The sequence below is a fragment of the Myxococcus sp. CA056 genome (assembly GCF_013336715.1).
Classification (GTDB): Bacteria; Myxococcota; Myxococcia; order Myxococcales; family Myxococcaceae; genus Myxococcus; species Myxococcus llanfairpwllgwyngyllgogerychwyrndrobwllllantysiliogogogochensis.
On sequence record NZ_JABUMT010000010.1, the window covers coordinates 216,049 to 236,960 of the forward strand.

The window sequence follows — 20,912 nt, forward strand, 5'->3', positions numbered from 1 at the left end:
TCCAGCACCTCTGGGGCTCCCGCCAGCCTCGCCCTCCACCACGACAACTGCTCCTCCAACACCTCCCCCTTCAGCCACTCCCGCTGCCACACCGCGTAGTCCGCGTACTGCACCGGCAACTCCGGCAGCGTTGCTTCGCGGCCCTTCACCTGCGCGCTGTAGAGCGCCTCCAGCTCCTTCGCGAGCACTCCCATCGACCAACCGTCCGCGACAATGTGGTGCAGCACCAGCACCAACACATGCTCCTGCTCGCTCAGCTTCAGCAGCGTCACTCGCAGCAGCGGGCCCGTGCCCAGGTCGAACGACTGCCTCGATAGCGTCTCCACCTGGCCGCGCGTGGCGTCCTCTGTCACCTCCACCACGGACAGCGGCACCGCCACATCCGAAGCGATGCGCTGCACCGGCTCGCCTTCCACTTCCTCGAACGTCGTGCGCAGCGCCTCATGTCTCCGCACCAACGCCGCGAGCGCCTGCTCCAGCGCCTTGAGGTCCAGCGCGCCTCGCAGTCGGACGACGAACGGCAGGTTGTACGAATACCCTCCGGCGTCGAGCTTCCCGAGGAACCACAGACGCTGCTGTGCGAACGACAGCGGCATCGCGGAGTGTCTCGACACTCGCACCGGCACAGGGGTGCTCACGCGCTGCGCACTTGCCTTCACGACTTCGAGTCGCTCGGCCAGGGCCTCCACGGTGGGCGCCTCGAACACCAGTCGCACCGGCACATCACGACCGAGCGCCGCCCGGAGCCGCGACACCACTCGCGTCGCCAGCAACGAATGACCACCGAGCGCGAAGAAGTCGTCCTTCACGCCCACCCTCGCCACTCCGAGCAGCGGCATCCAGATGCGCGCCACCAGCGACTCCATCACCGTCCGAGGCCCCTGCATCGCCTCCACGCCCGACCCCTCCTGCTCCGGTGACGGCAGGGCCTTTCGGTCCACCTTCCCGTTCGCCGTCAGCGGGAGCGCCGCCAGCTTCACGAAGGCCGAGGGCACCATGAACTCGGGGAGCTTCTGCTTCAGCCAGTCGCGCACCCGAGGTGCCTCGGGCGCCTGCGCGTGCTCGACGTAGTACGCGACCAGTCGCTTGCCTCCCGCGCCGTCCCGCACCACCACCAACCCGTCCTTCACCGCTGGATGCGCGAGGAGCGACGCCTCCACCTCCGCCAGCTCGATGCGGTAGCCCCGCACCTTCACCTGGCTGTCACGCCGCCCCAGGAACTCCAGCACCCCGTCCGGGCGGAAGCGCGCCAGGTCTCCAGTGCGATAGAGCCGCTCCCCTGGCACCGCGCTGAAGGGATTCGGAATGAAGCGGTCCGCCGTCACATCGGGCTGGCGCAGATACCCTCGCGCGAGGCCATCACCCCCGATGAACAGTTCGCCCGCCACGCCCACCGGAACGGGCTCCATCCCCGCATCCAGCACGTAGACCTGCGTGTTGCCGATGGGCCGACCAATGGGCACCGACGCGCCCACGTCCTCCACTCGCGTCATCCGATGGACCGAAGTGAAGAGCGTGCTCTCCGTCGGCCCGTAGCAGGCCGTCACCGGAATCTTCAGCTCCTCCAGCACGCGCTTCACGTGCGGCGCGGACACCACGTCTCCACCCGTCAGGAGTTGGCGCACGCCCTTCAACCCGTCCATCCCCAGCTCCACCATCTGGCTGAACAGTCCCGCCGTCAGGTGCAACAACGTGACGGAGTGCCGATGGAGCACGTCCGTCAGCAGGTCCAGCTCGCTGGGCGAGCGCGGTGGGAAGACCACCAGCCTTCCACCCAGGCACAGCGGCCCCCACACCTCCAACGTCGACGCATCGAAGGAGATGGGCGCGATGAGCAGGAACGTCTCCTCCGGCCCCAGTCGCGCGTACGGCGCTCCGTACAACAACCGCAGCACGCCCCGGTGCTCGACGGCCACACCCTTGGGGCGCCCCGTGCTCCCCGACGTGAAGTCCACATACGCCAGGTTTCGCCCCGAGACCGGCATGCGTGGCGCCGCCGTCGGCAGGTCCGCCAGCCGCTCTTCCTCCAACAACATCAACTCCGGGCGTCCCTCCTGGGGCAGTTGCTCCAGCAAGGCACGCGTGGTGATGAGCAGCCGAGGCGTCGTGTCCTCCAACATCTGCTCCAGCCGCCGCGCCGGATAGCTGGAGTCCAGGGGTACATACGCACCACCGGCCTTCAGGATGGCCAGCAGCGACACGATGAGCTCCACCGAGCGCTCCAGGCACACCGCCACCAGCACATCCACGCCGACGCCACGAGCCTTCAGCGCCCAGGCCAGTTGATTGGCCCGCGCCTCCAGCTCCCGGTAGCTCAGCCGCTGCGCACCGAACTCCAGCGCCACCGCGTCCGGACGCAGCAACACCTGCTCCTCGAAGAGGTGATGGACGCACGCCTCTCGCGGGAACTCCACCGCCGTCTGGTTCCACGCCTCCAGCACGCGCTGGCGCTCGGCCGCGGGCAGGAGCGGAAGCGCCGACAGTCGCGCCTCGGGTCGGCCGGAGAGGTTGCGCAACAACTCCAGGAAGCACTCCGCGATGCGCTGGACGGTGGGCGGTTCGAAGAGGTCCGCGTTGTAGATGAGCTGGCCTTCGACAGCCGCTCCCGGTGCATCGACGAGCAACAGCTCCAGGTCGAACTTGGCGATGGTGCTCGCGAAGTCCCAGGGGCTCGCGGTGACACCCGGCAGGGTGAGCAGCGGCGCGGCCTCCTGCAACGTGAAGAGCACCTGGAACAACGGCGAGCGGCTCAAGTCCCGCTCCGGGCGGAGGTGCTCCACCAGCCTCTCGAAAGGCACGTCCTGGTGCGCGAGTGCCCCGAGCACCGTCTCCTTCGTCTGACGCAGGAACGCCTGGAAGGAGGACGCCGCATCCGGCCGTGCGCGCAGGGCCAGCGTGTTGACGAAGAAGCCCATCAGCCCCTCCGTCTCCCTCGCCGTCCGCCCCGACACCGGTGAGCCCACCACCACGTCCCACTGTCCGCTGTAGCGCGCCAGCAACACCTGGAAGCCCGCCAGCAGCGTCATGTACAGCGTGGCGCCCTCTCTCCGGCTCAACTGTCGCAGCGCCTCGCTCAGCTCCGAGGACAACCGCACCGGCACGCTCGCGCCTCGGTACCCCTGCACCGCGGGCCTCGGCCGGTCCGTGGGCAGCTCCAACACCGGGGGTGCTCCCGTCAGCGCCTCGCGCCACCAGGAGAGCTGCGATGCCTCCACGTCTCCCTTCAACCATTCGTGCTGCCACACCGTGTAGTCCGCGTACTGCACGGGCAGCTCGGGCAACTTCGCCGCCTCGCCTTTCACGGCCGCGCCATAGAGCGCATCCAGTTCGCGGGTGAGCACGCCCAGCGACCATCCATCCGCGACCAGGTGGTGCAGCACCACCACAAGCACCTGCTCCTCGCCGCCCGTTCGCAGCAACGTCGCGCGGAGCAAGGGAGCCCGCGCCACATCGAACGGCGCCTGGACCTCCCTCACCACGCGACGCCGCACGGCCTCTTCCACGTCGTCGGCGCCCTCCACCGACTCCACCTGCAAGGGCACGCCGACATCCACGGCGACGCGCTGGACGGGCTCACCACCCACTTCCACGAAGCTCGTGCGCAGCGCTTCGTGTCGGCGGACCACCTCCGCGAGTGCCCGCTCCAGGGCCTCCACCTTCAACGCACCGTGGAGTCGGACGACGAAGGGCAGGTTGTACGAATGTCCTCCCTCGTCGAGCTGCGCGAGGAACCACAGGCGTCGCTGCGCGAATGACAAGGGCGGGTCCACGGGCCGCGCGGCTCGCATCAGCACCGGCAACCGCGCGTGTCCTCCCTGCGCCCCCAGTCGCTCGGCAAGGGCCTCCACCGTGGGCGCCTCGAACAGCAGTCGCACGGGCACGTCGTGGCCCAGGGCATCCCGGAGTCGCGACACCACACGCGTCGCCAGCAGCGAGTGCCCACCGAGCGCGAAGAAGTCATCCCTCACGCCCACGAGCGGGACACCCAGTACCTCTTGCCAGACTTCCGCCAGCCTCCGCTCCAGCGCGTCACGCGGCGCCTCGTAGCGGGCTCCCCCTTCCGCGCGGCGCGAATCCACCTCCGGCAGTGCGCGGCGATTCACCTTTCCGCTGGGCGTCAGCGGAAGCGCCTCCAGCCGAACCAGCACGACCGGCACCATGTACTCGGGCAACCGCTTCGCCAGTCGACGCTTCAAGTCCTCCCCGTCCCAGGACTCGGGCAACTGATTCGCCAGCCGGCGCTTCAGAGCCTCCGCGTCCGAGGACTCGGACCGCACGACGTAGCCCACCAGTTGCTTCTCTCCCCCGCCCGTTCGCCGCACCACCACCGCCGCGTCCGTCACGCCGGGAAGTTCCTTCAGCGCCACCTCCACCTCGCCCAACTCCACGCGGAAGCCGCGCACCTTCACCTGCTCATCCGCGCGCCCCTGAAGCTCCAGGTTCCCATCCGCCAGCCACCGCCCCCGGTCTCCCGTGCGGTAGATGCGGTGCCCATCCCGCCCCTTGTCCAGGATGTTCGGAACGAAGCGCTCCGCCGTCAGCTCCGGCCGCCCCCAGTAGCCGTGCGCGAGGCTCCGCTCTCCCACGCACACCTCTCCCGTCACACCGATGGGGCACGGGGCGCCCCACGCATCCAGCACCAACACCGTCGCGGGGACGATGGGCCTGCCCACCGGAGGCAACACCGGCCACGTCGAGGGCGGCCCCTTCGCTCTCCACGCCGTCACCACATGCGTCTCCGTGGGGCCGTACTGGTTCTCCAGCACGCACCCCGGCAGCCGCTCGAAGAACGACACCACCGCGGGCGTCACCTGCAACGGCTCGCCCGCCGTCACCACTTCGCGCAGCGGCGGCAACTCCGTCTCATGTCGGGCCCGCTCACTGAGCGCCTGGAGCGCCACGAAGGGCACAAAGAGCCGCTCCACGCGGTGCTCCCGCAGGTACGCCATCAACGTCGCGGGGTCCTGACGCGTCGCCGCCGAGACGAGGACGAGCGTGCCGCCCTCGCCCAGCGTGCAGAACAGCTCCTGGAAGGACACGTCGAAGCTCAGCGAGGCGAACTGGAGCGTCCTCGCCCCAGGCGCCGACGTGCTCGCCAACTGCCAGTTCACCAGCGTGCCGAACGCACGATGGGACATCGTCACGCCCTTGGGCCTCCCCGTACTCCCTGACGTGAAGAGGACGTAGCAGGGAAGCTCGGGCGACAACACCCACCCGGGTGCCACGGTGGATTGCTCCGCGATGCGCGCTGCCTCCTCCTCCAGTCGCACCCTCCGCGCCGTGCCCTCCCCGGGCAACGCATGCTCCAGCGAGGCATGCACCAGCACCACCGGCGCGGCCACGTCATCGAGCATCCGCGCCAGTCGCGACGGCGGATAGCCAGGGTCCAACGGAAGGCACGCCGCTCCTGTCTTCAGCGTCGCCAGCACCGCCACCGGCAGGTCGAGGCTGCTTCGCTCCAGGCACAGCCCCACCACGCTTCCAGGGCGAACCCCCAACGCCATCAGGTGGTGCGCGAGCTGATTGGCTCGCTGCTCCAACTGCACGTACGTCAGGGAGCCGCCGCCATTCGTCACCGCCACTGCCGAGGGCGTGCGCGCCGCCTGCGCCTCTACCCGCCGATGCATCAACCACGATGGGTGCTGGTGCTCCTCCTGCCACGACCACTTCTCCAACACCTTCCGCCGCTCCTCCTCATCCAGGAGGTCCACCTGCCCGACCTTGCGCTCCGGGTCCTCCAGCACGCCCTTCAGCAGCGCCACGTGGTGGCCGGCGAGCCTGCGCACCGTCGCCTCATCGAACAGCGCCGTGCTGTACTCCCACAGCGCAACCCAGCCCTCCGGCGTCTCACGCACGAAGAGCGTAAGGTCGAACTTCGCCACGCCCGGCTCGAAGTCCACGTCGCGCGACTCCAGCCCCGCCAGTCGCACCAACGGCGGCGCGCTCTGGAGCACGAGCAGCACCTGGAACAACGGCGAGCGGCTCAAGTCCCTCACCGGCCGCAGCGCATCCACCAGTCGCTCGAAGGGCACGTCCTGGTGCTGGTACGCCCCCAGGCACGCCTGACGCACCCGTCCCAAGAGCGACTTGAAGGACTCGTTTCCATCCACGTCCACGCGCAGCGCCAGCGTGTTGGCGAAGAAACCGATGAGCCCCTCCACCTCGCGCCGGTTGCGCCCCGCGATGGGCGTGCCCACCACCACGTCCGGCTGTCCGCTGTGCCGCGACAGCAACGCCTGGAGGCTCGCCAGCCACAACATGAACGGCGTCACCGCCTCCTGCTTGCACCGCTCGTGCAGCGCCTTCATCAGCTCGGCGGGCAACGGCATCCCCAGCACCGCGCCCCGGGCCGACTGCACCGGAGGTCTCGGTCGGTCCGTCGGCAGCTCCAGCGCGGGCGAGGCTCCGTCGAGGTGCTTCTTCCACCACGTGAGCTGCTCCTCCAGCACCTCCCCCTTCAGCCACTCGCGCTGCCACACCGCATGGTCCGCGTACTGCACCGTCAGCGCGGGCAGCGTCGCCACGCGGCCATCGAGGAAGGCGCCGTACAGCTCGCGCAAATCCCGCTCCAGCAACGACAGCGACCAGCCGTCACACGAGATGTGGTGCAGCGTCAGGAGCAACACGTGCTCCTCTTCCTCCAGGCGCAACAGCCGCGCGCGCAGCATCGGCCCCGCGCCCAAATCGAACGGACGCCGTGCCTCCTCCTCCGCGAGTCGCCGGGCCTCGTGCTCCCGCTCCGGCCCCTCCAGTCGCTCCACGGTCAGCGACACCGGCGCGTCGGGCGCGATGCACTGCACCGGCTCGCCTTCGACCTCCGTGAAGGTCGTCCGCAGCGCTTCGTGCCGGCGCACCACCTCCGTCAGCGCGCGCTCCAGCGTTGATACATCGAGACACCCCTTGAGCCGCGCGAAGAAGGGCGCGTTGTAGGCGAAGCCCGACGGGTCCAACCGCGAGAGGAACCACATGCGACGCTGCGCGAAGGAGAGCGGCGGAGGCCCCTCCCGATGAACGGGCACCACGGGGGGCGGCCTGCGAACACGAGGGCTCGCGGGCTTCGGCTCATTCGCGGACATGTCGACACCTCAAACTCAAGAAGACGAATCTCGGAAGACACGAAGGCCCGCGTCGGTGAGACCGACACCTGGTGCTTCGTGAAGGCGTGAAGCTTGAGTCCCCGAACAGTCACTCGGAGACGATGGCGGGAGAAGGCCCGCCTCCTGGACGACTTCAGGCCGCGGGGAAGGTGCGGCCCTGCTCGCGCAGCTGCTCCTCGCAGACGGCGGCCACGTGCTCCAGCGTGTTGAACAGGTCCACCATGGAGAGCTGGATGCCCAGCTCCTCTTCGATTCGGTTGGCCAGCATCGTCGCCATCAGCGAGTTGCCGCCAATCTCCAGGAAGTGGTCCTCCGGCTTCACGACTTCCGCCCCCAGCAGCTCCCGCCAATACCCGGCGAGCTGTCGCACCAACGGCGTGGTGCTCGACTCAGTGCTCACGTGTGCTCCTCATCATGGTCGGGGACATGCTCAGCCCACCTTCGCGGTGGGCCCCTTCAAACGCTCGCGCAGCAGGTACTTGCGAATCTTCCCCGACGGCGTCTTGGGCATCTCCTCGACGACCTCCAGCCTGTCGGGCCAGTACTGATTCGACATGCCCAGGCCCTTCAGGTGGGCGCGCAGCTCATCCAACGTCGGCGTCTCGTCGCGAGGCACCACCACAGCGCAGACGCGCTCACCGCCGATGCGGTCGTCCGAGTGACCGATGACGGCCACCTCCCGCACCTTCGGATGCGAGTACAGCGCGGACTCCACCTCCACCACGGGCACCTTCTGGCCATAGCGGAAGATGACGTCCTTGAGCCGCCCGACGATGCGGATACCCCCACGCCCGTCGTCCCGCGCCAGGTCTCCCGTGTCGAACCACCCCTCTTCGTCGACACACGCGCGGTAGATGTCCTCGCGCTTGAAGTAGCCCAGGCACTGGCTGGCTCCTCGGACGAGCAGTCGGCCGGTGCCCTCTGGATAGGGCGAGCCGTCTTCCGCCAGCGCGGGAACAATCTTCACCTCCATCCAGTCCACGGGCCTGCCGTCGCTGTTGGAAGGCCAGTCCGGCGGATCCTCCCGTCGCGTAATCGTCACCGCGCCGTTCTCCGTCATCCCCCACAGCGTGTGCAGCGGCACGCCGAAGCTCTCGCGCACCGCGGCGATGAGATGCGGAGGCACGGGGATGGAGCCGGTGGACAGCCGCCGCAACGACGAGGTGTCTCCGCCCCGCTTCTTCTTCGCGGCGATGACATTCATCACGTACGTGGGAATCCCATACATGAACGTGACGCCGTGCTCCTCGATGCAGCGCAGCGTGAGCTCCGGGTCCCCCACGTCCATGTAGACAGCCGTCGCGCCCAGCAACACCGGCATCAGGTACAGGTAGGTAAATCCGCTGGAGGCGGTGAGCAGCGAGGGCAGACACACCACGTCGTCGGCGCCCAGCGCCATGGTTTCGACCAGCGCGCGGGTGATGCCGAAGTTGGTGTTGTGCGAGTGGATGACGCCCTTGGGCTCGCCCGTCGTCCCCGACGTATAGAGGACGTTGCACACGTCGTCCGGGCGCGCCGAGCGCGCGTCCAGTTCCGCCTTCGACGTCGAGTCCTCCCAGTGCCGGGCGACGAAGTACGCGTCGAAATCCAGCTCGCCCGCCTCCGACGCCTGCTCGCCCGCCCCGATGAAGACCCGGTGCTTGAGTGACGGCAGCGCGCGCGCCGCCTCGCGCAACATGTCCCGGTGCGAGTGCCCGCTCCAACTCAGGGGTCCTACGTAGACGGATGACTCCGTCCTGCCGAGGATGAACTCCACCGCGCGACGCCGGTAGTCCGGGGGAATGGGCGCGACGACGGCGCCGATGCGCGCGCACGCCAGCGCCAACGCGGTGAACTGCCACCAGTTGGGCAGCTGCACCGCCACCAGCTCGCCCCGACCCACGCCCAGCGACACGAGCGCGCCCGCGAAGCGCTCCACGTAGCGCCCCAGCTCCGCGTAGCTCAGCCGCGTGACGTCCTTGGCGAAGTAGCGGGCCGCGACGATGGCCGTCTTGTCCGGGTGCGTCCGCACAGCTCGACGCAAGTCGTCGAGCACCGTCTCGTCACGCCACCACCCCTTGCTCCGGTACAGCGCCGCCTGCTCCAACGAGGGGCCGCTTCCGAACCGTGCGTCCATATCCGCACCCTCCGTGCACCGTGAGACCGTCCTCGACCGCGTGGGACCATAGCGATTCGCGTGTAAAACCAGCAAGACAGCGAAAGCTCACATGTCTACACCCCAAGGTCGCATCACTCACATTGACGGGCGCGCTCCTGGTTTCCTACTTTGGAATGAAAGGCGCAGAAATCCATGGTCCAGGTACCTCTCGAGGAGCGCGCCAGACGCATTCGCCGGACCATCCTCCGGCTCGCCGCCACGTCCGTCGGCTGCCACCTCGGTGGCTCGCTGTCGATGGTGGAGCTGTTGGTGGTGTTGCTGGGACGGGTGATGAAGTTCCGTCCGCGAGAGCCCCGCTGGGAGGAGCGCGATTCGCTCATCCTGTCGAAGGGCCACGCAGCCGCGGGCCTCTACGCCGCGCTCGCCGAGTTCGGCTTCGTCGACACTGAAGACCTGGTGCAACGATACAACGCTGACGGAAGCCCCTTCACCGGACACGTGAATGCGGCGGTGCCGGGCGTTGAGTTTCCCACGGGAAGCCTGGGACACGGCGTGGGGCTGGGCGTGGGGCTGGCCCTGGGCTACCGGCTGCGGCAGCGTTCCAACCGCGTGTTCGTCGTGTGTGGAGACGGGGAGATGGGCGAGGGCTCCAACTGGGAGGCGATGCAAGTCGCCGCGCAGCACCGCTTGTCGCAACTCACGGTGCTGGTCGACCGCAACGGCGGACAGAACGATGGCCCCACGGAGGCCATCCTGTCCCAGGCCTCCCTGGTGGAGCGGCTGCGCGCCTTCGGAATGAGCACCGTCGAGGTGGACGGGCATGACCTGGAAGCGCTGGGGGCCGCGCTGGAGGCGCCCTGTGACGGACCTCGCGCGATTGTCGCCAACACGCAGAAGGGCGCGGGTGTACCCATGCTGCGCGGCAAGGGACCGCACTACGCGACGTTCAACGCCGAGCAGCTTCGCCGCGCGCTCGCCTCCATGGGAGAGGTGACGCCATGACGAGCTCCACGACGTCCAGCGGCGCCGACCTCTTGACGTCGCCCCAGGACTGGCTGCGCGAACAACCGGCCCTGGCCAACCGACAGGTGTTCCGACACACCCTGGCGCGACTGGCGGACGTGGAGCCGCGCGTCGTGTTGCTGGAGGCGGACCTCGCGGGTGGAGGAGACCCGTTCGCCGCGCGGCACCCGGGACGTTTCATCAACCTGGGAATCTGCGAGGCGGCGATGCTCGACATCGCGTGCGGCATGGCCGCCACCGGGCACGTCGTCTTCGCCCACACCTTCGCGCCCTTCGGGGCGATGCGCGCGTGCGAGCAGGTGCGGCTGGGGCTCGCCTATGGGCGGGCGAACGTGAAGCTCGTCTGCGACTACGGCGGCCTGTCCGGCGCGTTCTTCGGGCCCACGCACCACGCCATCGAGGACCTGGCGATTCTTCGCGCCATGCCGGGCATGACGGTGGTGTCTCCGGCGGACGGGCTGGAGACGATTCAGGCGACGCGCGCCCTCTTGGAGATGGAAGGGCCGGTGTACCTGCGGCTCGGCCGCAACCGCGTCTCCCGGCTGGACGTGGCGCGGCCCGCGTTCGCGCTCGGGCGCGCCATGTGCCTGCGTGAAGGCGGCGACGTCGGCATCATCGCCCATGGCGAGGTCGGCGTGAGCGTGGCGCTGGACGTGGCGACGCGACTGGAGACGCAGGGGGTGTCCGCGCGCGTGGTGAACCTCCACACGCTCAAGCCCTTCGACGAAGAGGCGATTCTGGAGACGGCCGAGCGCACGCGGCTGCTCGTCACGGTGGAGGAGCACTCCATCCTCGGAGGACTGGGCGGCGCGGTGTGCGAGAGCGTGGCCACCCACGGCCTGGGCCGCCGCGTGGTCCGCGCGGGAATCCAGGACCGCTACGACTCCACGGCGGGCACGCACGAGGCCTTGCTGCAACGACATGGGCTGGAGAGCGCCGCCCTGGTCGACTCGATTCTCACCGCCCTGCCCCGCCCCCGGCTCACGGCGCTGGCACCCGCGGCCAGGAGGGGATGATGCGTCGCCACGAGGTCCACCTCGTCTACACACGGATGCGCACCGAGGAGCGGATGCTCGTCGACGCGCTTCGCGGACGCGGCTGCTCCGTGGAGACCCACGCGGACACGGACCTGGTGCTCCCGCTGAACCGCGAGCCGTGGAAGGACGGCGGCCCGGTGCTGATGCGCAGCATGTCCTTCACCCGCGCGCGCTACCTGTCCTCCATCCTGGAGGTGAAGGGGGCCCGCGTGTTCAACACCGCGCGCTCCATCGCCACCTGCGGCGACAAGGCGCTCACCACGCTCGCGCTGGCCGAGCACGACGTCCCCATGCCCTGGTCCTTCCTGGGCTTCGAGCAGGACGCCTGCGTCGCGGAGATGGAGCAGCGCGGCTATCCCTGCGTGACGAAGCCCGTGCAGGGCTCCTGGGGCCGCATGGTGGCGCGCGTGGACAACAAGCACGCGGCCGAGGGGATGATGTCCATGCGCTTCGAGATGGGCGGCGCCCAGGACCACGTCGCGCTCGTCCAGCAGTACATCGACAAGCCCGGCTACGACTTGCGCGTGTACGTCATCGGCGGCGCCGTCGGTGGCATGCGCCGCCGCTCCGAGCACTGGGTGACGAACACGGCCCGGGGCGCGGTGCCGGAGCGCTACGACGTCCCCGAGTCCCACGCGAAGCTCGCCGAGCGCGCGGCCAAGGCGGTGGGTGGGGAGATGGTCGCGGTGGACCTGCTGGAGACGCGAGACGGCGCGATTCTCGTGAATGAAATCAACCACTGCGTGGAGTTCGCCCGGAGCATCGAGTTCACCGGCATCCCCCTGCCGGAGCTGATGGCCGGCTACCTGGTGGAGGCCATGCGATGACACGCGTCGCGGTGCTCGGAGCGGGAGGTTATGCCGGCGGCGAGGTGCTGCGACTGCTGCTCACCCACCCGGCGGTGGAGGTGGTCCAGGCCACGTCCGAGCAGCACGCGGGCAAGCGGCTCGACTTCCCACATCCTCATCTGAGAGGACTGGCCACTCCGCGCTTCTCACCGCATGACGCGCTGGAGCCGTGCGACGTGCTCTTGTCCTGCATGCCCTCCGGCGAGCTGATTCGCCGCTGGCCGCAAGTGAGCGCGCGGGCCGGGCGCATCATCGACCTGAGCGCGGACTTCCGCCTGGAGTCCGCCGAGCACGCGCGCTGGTATCCCCGCGCGCCCCGCCCCCCGGACATGCCCGAGTTCGTCTACGGCCTGCCGGAGTGGACGGGCGCTCGACTCAAGGACGCCCGCTTCGTCGCGGTGCCCGGCTGCATGGCCCACGCGGCCCTGCTGGCCCTGCTGCCGCTGGTGCGCGCGGGGCTGGTGCGGCCCGAGGTCGTGGTCGACGCGAAGACGGGCTCCTCCGGCGGCGGCGCGACACCGGACCGCTCCTCGCATCATCCCGAGCGAGCCTCCGCCCTGCGCTGCTACCGCGCGGTGGGGCATCGACACACGGGCGAAATCGAGGGCGCCACCGAGCGCCTCGCCGGCGTGAGGCCCGTCGTCCACTTCAGCGCGACGGCGGTGCCCAGCGTGCGCGGCGTGCTCGCCACGGTGCATGCCTTCGCGGCGCGCAAGCTGGAGGACGCGTCCGAGCCGCTGCGAGCCCTGGCCTCCACCTACCGCGAGCACCCCTTCGTCCACGTGCTGCGCGCCAACGCGAGCGCGTCTCCCTTCCCGGAGCCCGCGCCCCTGGCCGGCACCAACCACTGCGACCTCGCGGTGGAGGTGGACGCGGAGCGCGGGCGCATCGTCGTGAATGCCGCGTTGGACAACCTGGTGAAGGGCGCGGCGGGCACGGCCGTGCACGCGCTGAATCTCATGCTGGGCAGACCTGAAACGGAGGGCCTCGGCTTCCGGGGCCTCCACCCCCTCTGACGCGAAAGGCTCCCCCCATGAGCGCCCTCACCGTCCTCTACATCACCGGTTGGTGCCGCAGCGGCAGCACCATCATCGGCAACGTGCTCAACGAGGTGGAGGGCTGCTTCCACACCGGTGAGCTCAGCTTCCTGTGGAAGAACGCCTTCGGGAACGGCTCCAACACCCTGTGCGGCTGCGGCACGCACCTGGTCCAGTGTCCGCTCTGGTCCAAGGTGCTGGAGCAGGGCGCCCTCCCTGGCGAATCCCCCGAGGCCCACGCCCTGCGCGTGGTGCGCAGGCAGCAGGACACCGTCCGCACCCGGCACACGTGGCGCGTGCTGCGCCAGGACACGCCTTCGACCGAGCTGTACGAGCACGCGCAGCTCCTCGCGAAGACCTACCGCACCATCGCCGATGCCACCGGCAGCCACGTCATCATCGACAGCGGCAAGTTCCCCTCGGAGGCGGCGCTGTTGCCGCACGTGAGCGGAATCTCGCCGTACTACCTCCATCTGGTACGGGACCCGCGCGCCGTCGCGCACTCGTGGACGAAGACGAAGCAGTACGTCGTCCCCATGTCCGCCGCGCGCAGCACCGCGTACTGGTTCGGCTTCAACGTGGCCTCGGAGCTCGTGACGCGGCGCCACCCGGAGCGCTCGCTGTTCCTGCGGTACGAGGACTTCATTGCCTCACCCGCCGCCACCATCGACTCGCTCTTGAAGCTCATCCAGGAGGACCGCGCCGTCAACCCGGTGAAGGGCCGCACAGTGGTGCTCGGGCGCAACCACACCGTCACCGGCAACCCGGACCGCTTCCTGAGCGGCTCCACGCTGCTGAGGCCCGGTGACGATGCGTGGCGCAAGGAGCTGGCGCCTCGGGTGAAGGCCCTGGTGTCCGCGCTCTCGTGGCCGCTGACGGGGCGGTATGGCTACAGGGGACCTCCGGCGCCCGCGCAGGTCGTTCCAGGGCCGGAGCCCGTCGTGAACGCTGGTGACGCAGGGAGGGAGACACTTGGAACTGGGACTCGCCAATAAGGTCGCGCTCATCGCCGGGGGTTCCAGTGGCTTGGGGCTCGCCGTGGCCGAGGAGCTGGTCAAGGAAGGCGCGCACGTCGCCATCGGCGCGCGCGACGCGGACCGGCTCGCTCGCGCAGAGCAGCACCTGCGCGGACTGGCTCGTGGCAACAGGGTCCTGGCCACGCGGGTGGACCTGCGTGAACACGGCGCCACGCGCGCCTGGGTGGAGGACGTGGCCGGCAAGCTGGGCGGTCCCCACATCGTGGTGACGAACAGCGCGGGCCCCCCGCCGGGCCCCGCCACGAAGTTCGACATCGTGGCGTACCAGGAGGCCATCGACACGGTGATGCTGCCGGCCATCAACCTGGCCCTGGCGGCGCTGCCGTACATGAAGGCCGCGCAGTGGGGACGGCTGCTGCTCATCACCTCGGAGACGGTGGTGCGGCCCGTCGCGCGCTTCGCCCTCTCCGGCACGGCGCGGCTGGGCATCGTCGGCTTCGCATCCGCGCTGGTGCAGGAGCTGGGCGACTGCGGCGTCACCGTCAACGTGCTCGCCCCCGGCTACACCCGCACGCCTCCGGTGGAGCGCACGGCGGGCACGGGCGGCGCGGACGTGGAGGCCAGCCTGCGGGCCATGGCGGCGCACATTCCGCTGAAGCGCGTGGGACTTCCGGAGGAGTTCGCGGCGGCGGCGGCGTTCCTCGCGAGCGAGCGCGCGTCGTTCATCACCGGCACGGTGCAGCTCGTCGACGGCGGCGCGAGCGTCATCGGATGAGCACCGCGTCCCAGGTCGATGAAGGCCGCGCGCCGCTGGTGGTGAAGATTGGCGGCGCCGCGGGCGTGGACCTGGACAACGTCTGCGCGGACGTAGCGGAGCTGCGGCGCCAGGGCGAGCGCGTCATCGTGGTGAATGGTGGCTCCGAGGCTGGCGATGCCCTGCTGGCCTCGCTGGGCATGGCGCGCACCGAGGCGCTGACGGCCTCCGGCAACGTGGTGCGACTGACGAACGAGGCCACGCTGCGCGTGCTGACGATGGCGTGGGTGGGCGACGTCAACAAGCGCGCGGTGCTCGCGCTGCTGGCCCGGGGTGTCTCGGCGCTCGGCCTGTGCGGCGCGGATGGACGGGTGCTCGTCGCCCGACGACGGCCTCCGCTGAAGCTCCAGGACGGGGAGCGCACCCGCATCGACCGGAGCCACCTCGCGGGGGAAATCAGCGAGGTGAATGCGCGGCTGCTGAACGTGCTGCTGGAGGCAGGGCAGACGCCCGTCGTGTGCCCTCCCGCGGTGACGGAGGACGGGACGCTGGTGAACGTGGACGCGGACCAGGTGGCCGCCGCCATCGCCGCGGTGATGGGGGCTCGGGCGCTGGTGATGCTCTCCAACGTGGCGGGCCTCCTGGAGGACCCGGCCAACGCATCGACGCTCATCCGCCAGAGTGACGACGTCGAGGGTGCCATGCGCTTCGCCAGGGGGCGCATGCGCTACAAGCTGGAGGCGGCTCGGCGCGCGCTCGCGGCGGGCGTATCCGCCGCCTATGTCACCGCCTCGGGCACCCCGCGCCCCGTGTTGTCCGCGCTGGCGGGCGAGGTCGGGACGAAGCTGACTTCTTCCGGGAAGGTGACCCATGCGAGCCCGTGAGGCGAGCCCGGAGCTGTTGCGGTGGATGCTGGAGCACTACAGCCCCAGCCACCATGAAGCGGACTTCTCTCGCGCGCTGGCCGGGCGACTGGAGCAGCGCGGCTGGAAGGCCCACGTGGACCCGGTGGGCAACACCGTGGCCAGCATGGGAGACGGAGACACGTGCATCGCGCTGCTGGGCCACATCGACACCGTGCCGGGCGAAGTCCCCGTGCGACTGGAAGGCACGCGCCTCTTCGGACGCGGGGCGGTGGACGCCAAGGGCGCGCTCGCGGCCTTCATCGAAGCCGTGGAGCTGCTGGACGACTCGGAGCGCGCCGGCAAGCGCTTCCTCCTGCTGGGCTGTGTCGAGGAGGAGGTGGCCATCACCCGGGGCGCGCTGCATGCCCGCGAGCACCACCGGCCGGACTTCGTCGTCAATGGCGAGCCCAGCGGCGCCCACGGCATCACCCTGGGCTACAAGGGCCTCTTGCGCCTGGAGCTCGAGTACCGCGCCAGCCGGCGTCACACCGCCAGCCGTGGCTACCGCGCGCCCGCGGAGTATCTCGTCGACGCGTGGAACGGGCTGCGTCGTCGCTGCGACGAGCGCAACAAGGGGTGCACCCTCTTCGAGCAGGACCTCCCCGCGCTGCTCTCCTTCCAGACGGGCACCGGTGAAGACACGGAGTGGGCCACCGCCCACGTCAACGTGCGCACGGGGCCGACCAGTGACGTGGACGCGCTGCTCGCCTGTCTCGCAGAGGTCCCCGAGGTGGCCGTGAAGACGGTGTCGCGCAAGCAGGCCGTCTCCGCCGAGGGCAACGACGCCCTCACGCGCGCCTTCAAGCAGTCCATCCGCGAGCGCGGCGCACGTCCGACGCTTCGCGTGAAGACAGGGACGTCCGACTGGAACACGGTGGCGGACACGTGGAACGTGCCCACCGTCGCGTATGGCCCGGGTGACTCGTCGCTGGACCACACGCCGAACGAGCACATCGAGCTGCCGGAATACGAAGAGGGTGTCGCCGTACTGGCTCGCGTGCTGGCACTGCTCCCACTCAAGTCCGGTGGCGCGGGCTGAAGCACACGTCCCTGGACGTCACGTACTCGCGACATCCACGGTCCGAGGCCGCTGCAGGCGCAGCCCCACCATGGCCACGAGGAACAGCGCCGCGGAGCTGGCGGTGACGGCGCGCACGCCCACCCGGTCCGCGAGCGCCCCTTGCGCCCAGACGCCCACGGAGTACCCGACGTTGATGAGCAGCATCGCGAGGCTGCTCACCCGCCCCTGCAGCTCCCTGGGCGTGCGCTCCTGATAGCGGGTGCTCAACCCCGTCATCACCACCAGGTACACCGCGCCCAGCACGAACATGGTCCCCATCGCCACGGACAGCGTCGGGGACAGCCAGTAGAAGACCGTCACCGGACCCATCACGAGCACGGCGAGGTCCACCACGCGCTCCCGGCCCCAGCGGACCGCCAGCGCGCCCACCACGCCCGAGGCCAGCAGCGCCCCCATGCCCTGCATGGAGATGAGCGCGGAAGCGGCGGACGCATCCGAGCCGAACACCTGGAGCGCGAACACCGGCACCAACGCGATGAACGGCGAGATGAACAGCGCCAGGGCGAACAGCGACACCATCGCCATCCGGATGCCCGGCTCCCCTCGCGCCATGCGCGCGCCTTCGACGATGTCCGCCCACAGGCCCTTGGGCTCGATAGGTCTGACCACGGGCGGCTCCGCGTGCACCCGGGACACCGCCAGCAGCACCGCCATGAAGGACAGCGTGTTGAGGAACATCACCCACGCAACACCACCGAAGGCCAGGAGCGCCGCGGCGAACACCGGCCCCAGGATGCGGCCCAGGTTGAACTGCGCCGACATCAGCGTCATCGCGCTGTGCAGGTCCTCCTTCGGCACCAGCCCTGTAATCAGCGCCGTGTAGGCCGGCCCCGACAGCACGTGCACGCAGCCGTTGAGCAGGGAGATGACGGCCACCGCATGCACGGTGAGGTGTCCGGTGAAGGCCAGCCCCGCCAGACAGGCCGCCAGCAGCGCCTGCGCCACGGCGCACAGCGAGATGAAGACACGCCGGTCGAAGCGGTCCGCCAGCGCGCCGCCCAGCGGGGACAACACGAGCGAGGGCAGGTACGTCAGCGCCGCCACTCCGCCCGTCCACTCCGCTCGGCCCGTCACCTCCGTGACGAAGACGCCCAGCGCGAGCACCTCCATCCACGTGCCGACATTGGAGACGAGCGCCCCCAACCACACGGCCACGAACTGCCTGTGACGCAAGGCACGGAAGGACGACAAGCTCGCCAGGTGCGGGGTGGACACGGGAGCCCGCTTCTAGCAGCCCCCCACCCCGCGCTGGAACACCGCCCCCGGCCCACACTCGCCAGGCAGCCCGCGCGTCAGACGAGCTCGGACTTGGGCTGGCGCGTCATCAGGTCCACCACCGCCATCTTCGCGTTCTTGTCCTCGTAGGCAATCAGGTAGACCTGCTGGCAGATGGGCAGCTCCACGCCCGTCTTGAGCGACAAGTCGCGAGCGCTGCGCGCCGTCTTCACGCCCTCGGCGACTTCCTTCATCTGCCCCAGGATGTCCGGCAGCTTGCGGCCCTTGCCCAGCTCCATGCCCACGTGACGGTTGCGGCTCAGCTCGCCCGTACACGTCAGCACCAGGTCCCCCATGCCGGACAGGCCCGACAGCGTCAGCGGGTTTGCGCCCTTGCGCACCGCCAGCCGGGTGATTTCCGCCAGGCCGCGGGTGATGATGGCCGCTCGCGCGTTGTGGCCCATACCCAGGCCGTCCGCCATGCCCGCGGCAATCGCGATGACATTCTTCAGCGCGCCGCCGTACTGCACGCCCACCACGTCCGTGGACGTGTAGCTGCGGAAGGTCTCCGTCTGAAGCGCCTTCTGACAGCGCACCGCGACCTTGTCCCAGTGGGATGCAATCGTCACCACCGTGGGCATGCGCCGCGCCAGCTCCTTGGCGAAGCTGGGGCCCGACAGCACGGCGATGTACGGATGGAACTCCTCCGGGAGACAGTCCTCCAGCAACTCCGTCATCGTCAGCAGCGTCTCGTTCTCGATGCCCTTGGACACGGTGATGATGGGCACGTTGCGCGGCAGGAAGGCCTTGGCGCGGGCCAGCACCTCGCGCGTGGCGTGGCTCGGCGTGGCGAGCACCACCATCTCCGCGCCGGCGAGCGCCTCTTCCAAGTCCTGGGTGGCGCGCACGCGCTCGGAGATGGGGATGCCGGGAAGATAGGTGGGGTTCTCGTGCCGGGTGTTGATGGCCTCCACCACCGTCGGCTCGCGGCCCCAGAGGCGGACCTCCTCACAGTTCACCGCCAGCACGTTCGCCAGGGCGGTACCGAAGGAGCCGGAGCCGATGACACTGCCACGCATGAAGACCTCGCTCGAGGGGGTGGAAAGGGCACGTTGTCGTGCCAGTTGCCGGTGCTACAGACCGGTGACGATGCCGATGGAGACCACCGGCATGAAGGCGGCGTCCTCGGCACGGGTGCGGAAGTCGCCGCCCAGGGAGACAGAGTAGGACGTTTTCTCGCTCAGCGGCACTTCGGCGCCCACGCGCACGGGCCACGCGCTGGAGGCCACCAGGTCCGGTGGCAGGCCGCCCAGCGGCGTGCGTTGGATGGGCTCCGTGTCCAGGGCCACCAGGTAGCGCACGTCGATGAAGAGCCTGGACGCGCGAACACCCTGGCGCTGGAAGGAGCCGACGATGCCGGGCATCACGTTCCAGTTGCGCCGGCCGGTGAGGTAGCGCGCGCCCCGGTCCTCCAGGCTCGCGGACCGGAGGAAGAACGCGTGACTGCCCTCCATCACCAGTCCCAGGCTCCAGCGCGCGCCTCCATCCAGCACCCGCCACCGCCAGCCCAGCCGCGCCTCGTTCATCATCCCGTAGAGGCTGTCGAGCCCCACCAGCACATCGACCTGGGGCAGCACGCCCACGGCGGCGCGAGCGGACAGCGTGGGGAAACCCAGCGAGAGGCCGACCGCCACCCCGCCTGTCCTGCCCACGGTGTGTGCACCGAGCAGGCTGACGCGGTTCGGCACGGGGGGAGGCCCCGGAGGCGGCGCGGGGGGACGGGCCTCCGTGACTCCGGGGGTGCCGTCATCATCCAGGGGGATGAGGGGAGGCACTTCCGGCAGCCGGGGCAGCGATGCGGCGTCCGCGTCCGGGGGCACCGTCGTCCGGCCGGGGAAGTCGGTCCACGCGGCGTCGTCCGGAGTGTCGCTCCTCCGAGGGGCGTCCACGTGGGTGGGCGTGGTCCAGGACTCGTCGGGCGCGGGGTTGCGCGCCGCGGGGGCCGGCTGGGCCCGGGCGGACGTGCCCAGCACGAGGGCGAGCGGCACCAGGATGAGGCGGACGGAGGGCATGAAGACGGCTGGCAGCTTAGTCCACGGAGAGGGAAGGAGACGAGCCAGGGCCGGCTGTTCCCCCACCCTGCGTGTGCCCCGTCAGGTAGCGGGCAGGAGCCGATGGGAAACGTGTCACCGACGGCGGCGCACCGGACTACCATCCGCCGCGCGGCCAGCGGCGGGCGCCTGAGGAGAGACCAAGGGATGAGGGCAGGAGGAGGGCGCGCGGCGCTGTTGGTGACACTGGCCCTGGGGCTTGGGTGTCGCTCCCGTCCGACGGAGACGGGGACGGACGCGGGTCCGGCGCGTGCGCCCGTCGCCAACGCGACGCTGCCCGCGTGCGAGGCGCTGCTGCCCACGGACGTGCGCGAGTCGATGCTGCCCGGCTTCACGATGAAGGAGGAGCGCGCGTGTCCCTCCTGCGGGCCGCTGTGCACCTTCCGCTCCGCGTCGGAGAAGGACGTCACGGTGTCGGTGACGTGGGACTGCCAGCCGCACTACGCACAGGTGGACACGCATGCCCTGCTGTTGCCGTCGCTGAACATGGGCGGCGAGGAGATTCCCGCGCTCGGCCGGGCCGCCGCGCGGCGTGCTCCCGCGCAGGGCATGTTGCAGGTGATGGCGTGGGACGACGATACGCCGTGCGCGCTCGTCGTCACGTGGCTCGGAGGAGACCCGGAGCAGGCGCTGGACGTGACGCGCCTCGCCCTCACCTCCACCCGGCCGGAGACGGTCCACCCCACCGTGGTGCCGACGGAGCCCGACGCGGGCACGCCGTGACTTCAC

At 69.9% G+C, this 20,912-nt stretch carries 15 protein-coding genes; 9 read left to right on the forward strand and 6 right to left on the reverse strand.

Annotated elements, in window-relative coordinates; translation table 11 throughout:
• The 3 genes from HUA76_RS31820 to HUA76_RS31830 form a co-directional block, all read right to left on the reverse strand.
• Positions 1 to 7,076: non-ribosomal peptide synthetase (locus HUA76_RS31820; RefSeq protein ID WP_174462935.1), on the reverse strand; the 7,076-nt coding region annotated here is incomplete at its 3' end.
• A 154-nt stretch (positions 7,077 to 7,230) separates the two neighbouring features.
• The gene (locus HUA76_RS31825; RefSeq protein WP_141642707.1) at positions 7,231 to 7,497 is read right to left on the reverse strand and encodes a phosphopantetheine-binding protein; all 267 of its coding nucleotides are present in this window, start codon (positions 7,495 to 7,497) and stop codon (positions 7,231 to 7,233) included.
• A 30-nt stretch (positions 7,498 to 7,527) separates the two neighbouring features.
• Complete coding sequence (locus HUA76_RS31830) at positions 7,528 to 9,213, reverse strand: AMP-binding protein (RefSeq protein ID WP_174462936.1); 1,686 nt, start codon at positions 9,211 to 9,213, stop codon at positions 7,528 to 7,530.
• A gap of 174 nt (positions 9,214 to 9,387) precedes the next feature.
• Between HUA76_RS31830 and HUA76_RS31835 the strand changes: the two genes are divergently transcribed.
• From HUA76_RS31835 to HUA76_RS31870, 8 genes are read left to right on the forward strand one after another with little or no spacing between them, the layout of a single operon-like run.
• A complete protein-coding gene (locus tag HUA76_RS31835; protein WP_174462937.1) occupies positions 9,388 to 10,197 on the forward strand; it encodes a 1-deoxy-D-xylulose-5-phosphate synthase N-terminal domain-containing protein in 810 nt (269 codons plus the stop codon).
• Entirely contained in the window at positions 10,194 to 11,234 is a 1,041-nt protein-coding gene (locus HUA76_RS31840) for a transketolase family protein (protein WP_174462938.1), read from the forward strand. The genes HUA76_RS31835 and HUA76_RS31840 overlap by 4 nt, the downstream gene beginning before the upstream one ends.
• On the forward strand, positions 11,231 to 12,082 hold the full coding sequence (locus HUA76_RS31845; RefSeq protein ID WP_254614608.1) for a RimK family alpha-L-glutamate ligase: 852 nt from the start codon (positions 11,231 to 11,233) through the stop codon (positions 12,080 to 12,082). The genes HUA76_RS31840 and HUA76_RS31845 overlap by 4 nt, the downstream gene beginning before the upstream one ends.
• Positions 12,079 to 13,119: an N-acetyl-gamma-glutamyl-phosphate reductase gene (argC, locus tag HUA76_RS31850; protein ID WP_174462939.1), complete on the forward strand. Its 1,041-nt coding sequence runs from the start codon at positions 12,079 to 12,081 to the stop codon at positions 13,117 to 13,119. The genes HUA76_RS31845 and argC overlap by 4 nt, the downstream gene beginning before the upstream one ends.
• 17 nt (positions 13,120 to 13,136) lie before the next feature.
• On the forward strand, positions 13,137 to 14,135 hold the full coding sequence (locus HUA76_RS31855) for a sulfotransferase (protein WP_174454750.1): 999 nt from the start codon (positions 13,137 to 13,139) through the stop codon (positions 14,133 to 14,135).
• The gene (locus HUA76_RS31860) at positions 14,113 to 14,892 is read left to right on the forward strand and encodes an SDR family oxidoreductase (RefSeq protein WP_141642713.1); all 780 of its coding nucleotides are present in this window, start codon (positions 14,113 to 14,115) and stop codon (positions 14,890 to 14,892) included. The genes HUA76_RS31855 and HUA76_RS31860 overlap by 23 nt, the downstream gene beginning before the upstream one ends.
• On the forward strand, positions 14,889 to 15,755 hold the full coding sequence (locus HUA76_RS31865; protein ID WP_141642714.1) for a [LysW]-aminoadipate kinase: 867 nt from the start codon (positions 14,889 to 14,891) through the stop codon (positions 15,753 to 15,755). The genes HUA76_RS31860 and HUA76_RS31865 overlap by 4 nt, the downstream gene beginning before the upstream one ends.
• The gene (locus tag HUA76_RS31870; RefSeq protein WP_174462940.1) at positions 15,742 to 16,815 is read left to right on the forward strand and encodes a M20/M25/M40 family metallo-hydrolase; all 1,074 of its coding nucleotides are present in this window, start codon (positions 15,742 to 15,744) and stop codon (positions 16,813 to 16,815) included. Before HUA76_RS31865 ends, HUA76_RS31870 begins: the two co-directional genes overlap by 14 nt.
• Positions 16,816 to 16,833: 18 nt before the next feature.
• Here the strand turns inward: HUA76_RS31870 and HUA76_RS31875 are convergent, their stop codons facing one another.
• The 3 genes from HUA76_RS31875 to HUA76_RS31885 all read right to left on the reverse strand — a co-directional run bounded on the left by HUA76_RS31875 (position 16,834) and on the right by HUA76_RS31885 (position 20,144).
• On the reverse strand, positions 16,834 to 18,072 hold the full coding sequence (locus tag HUA76_RS31875) for an MFS transporter (protein ID WP_174462941.1): 1,239 nt from the start codon (positions 18,070 to 18,072) through the stop codon (positions 16,834 to 16,836).
• Between the two features lie 77 nt (positions 18,073 to 18,149).
• The gene (locus HUA76_RS31880; RefSeq protein ID WP_141649486.1) at positions 18,150 to 19,151 is read right to left on the reverse strand and encodes an NAD(P)H-dependent glycerol-3-phosphate dehydrogenase; all 1,002 of its coding nucleotides are present in this window, start codon (positions 19,149 to 19,151) and stop codon (positions 18,150 to 18,152) included.
• Positions 19,152 to 19,205: 54 nt separating this feature from the next.
• Positions 19,206 to 20,144: a hypothetical protein gene (locus HUA76_RS31885; RefSeq protein WP_174462942.1), complete on the reverse strand. Its 939-nt coding sequence runs from the start codon at positions 20,142 to 20,144 to the stop codon at positions 19,206 to 19,208.
• A gap of 186 nt (positions 20,145 to 20,330) precedes the next feature.
• On the opposite strand from HUA76_RS31885, the gene HUA76_RS31890 reads away from it, so the two are divergent.
• On the forward strand, positions 20,331 to 20,906 hold the full coding sequence (locus HUA76_RS31890) for a hypothetical protein (protein ID WP_174462943.1): 576 nt from the start codon (positions 20,331 to 20,333) through the stop codon (positions 20,904 to 20,906).
• Positions 20,907 to 20,912 lie beyond the last annotated feature (6 nt).

Coding starts and splice junctions, on each gene's coding strand:
- HUA76_RS31865 (WP_141642714.1), top strand. CDS start 14,889: ATGAGCACCGCGTCCCAGGTCGATGAAGGCCGCGCGCCGCTGGTGGTG.
- HUA76_RS31855 (WP_174454750.1), top strand. CDS start 13,137: ATGAGCGCCCTCACCGTCCTCTACATCACCGGTTGGTGCCGCAGCGGC.
- HUA76_RS31845 (WP_254614608.1), top strand. CDS start 11,231: ATGATGCGTCGCCACGAGGTCCACCTCGTCTACACACGGATGCGCACC.
- argC (WP_174462939.1), top strand. CDS start 12,079: ATGACACGCGTCGCGGTGCTCGGAGCGGGAGGTTATGCCGGCGGCGAG.
- HUA76_RS31890 (WP_174462943.1), top strand. CDS start 20,331: ATGAGGGCAGGAGGAGGGCGCGCGGCGCTGTTGGTGACACTGGCCCTG.
- HUA76_RS31835 (WP_174462937.1), top strand. CDS start 9,388: ATGGTCCAGGTACCTCTCGAGGAGCGCGCCAGACGCATTCGCCGGACC.
- HUA76_RS31880 (WP_141649486.1), bottom strand. CDS start 19,151: ATGCGTGGCAGTGTCATCGGCTCCGGCTCCTTCGGTACCGCCCTGGCG.
- HUA76_RS31830 (WP_174462936.1), bottom strand. CDS start 9,213: ATGGACGCACGGTTCGGAAGCGGCCCCTCGTTGGAGCAGGCGGCGCTG.
- HUA76_RS31870 (WP_174462940.1), top strand. CDS start 15,742: ATGCGAGCCCGTGAGGCGAGCCCGGAGCTGTTGCGGTGGATGCTGGAG.
- HUA76_RS31885 (WP_174462942.1), bottom strand. CDS start 20,144: ATGCCCTCCGTCCGCCTCATCCTGGTGCCGCTCGCCCTCGTGCTGGGC.
- HUA76_RS31840 (WP_174462938.1), top strand. CDS start 10,194: ATGACGAGCTCCACGACGTCCAGCGGCGCCGACCTCTTGACGTCGCCC.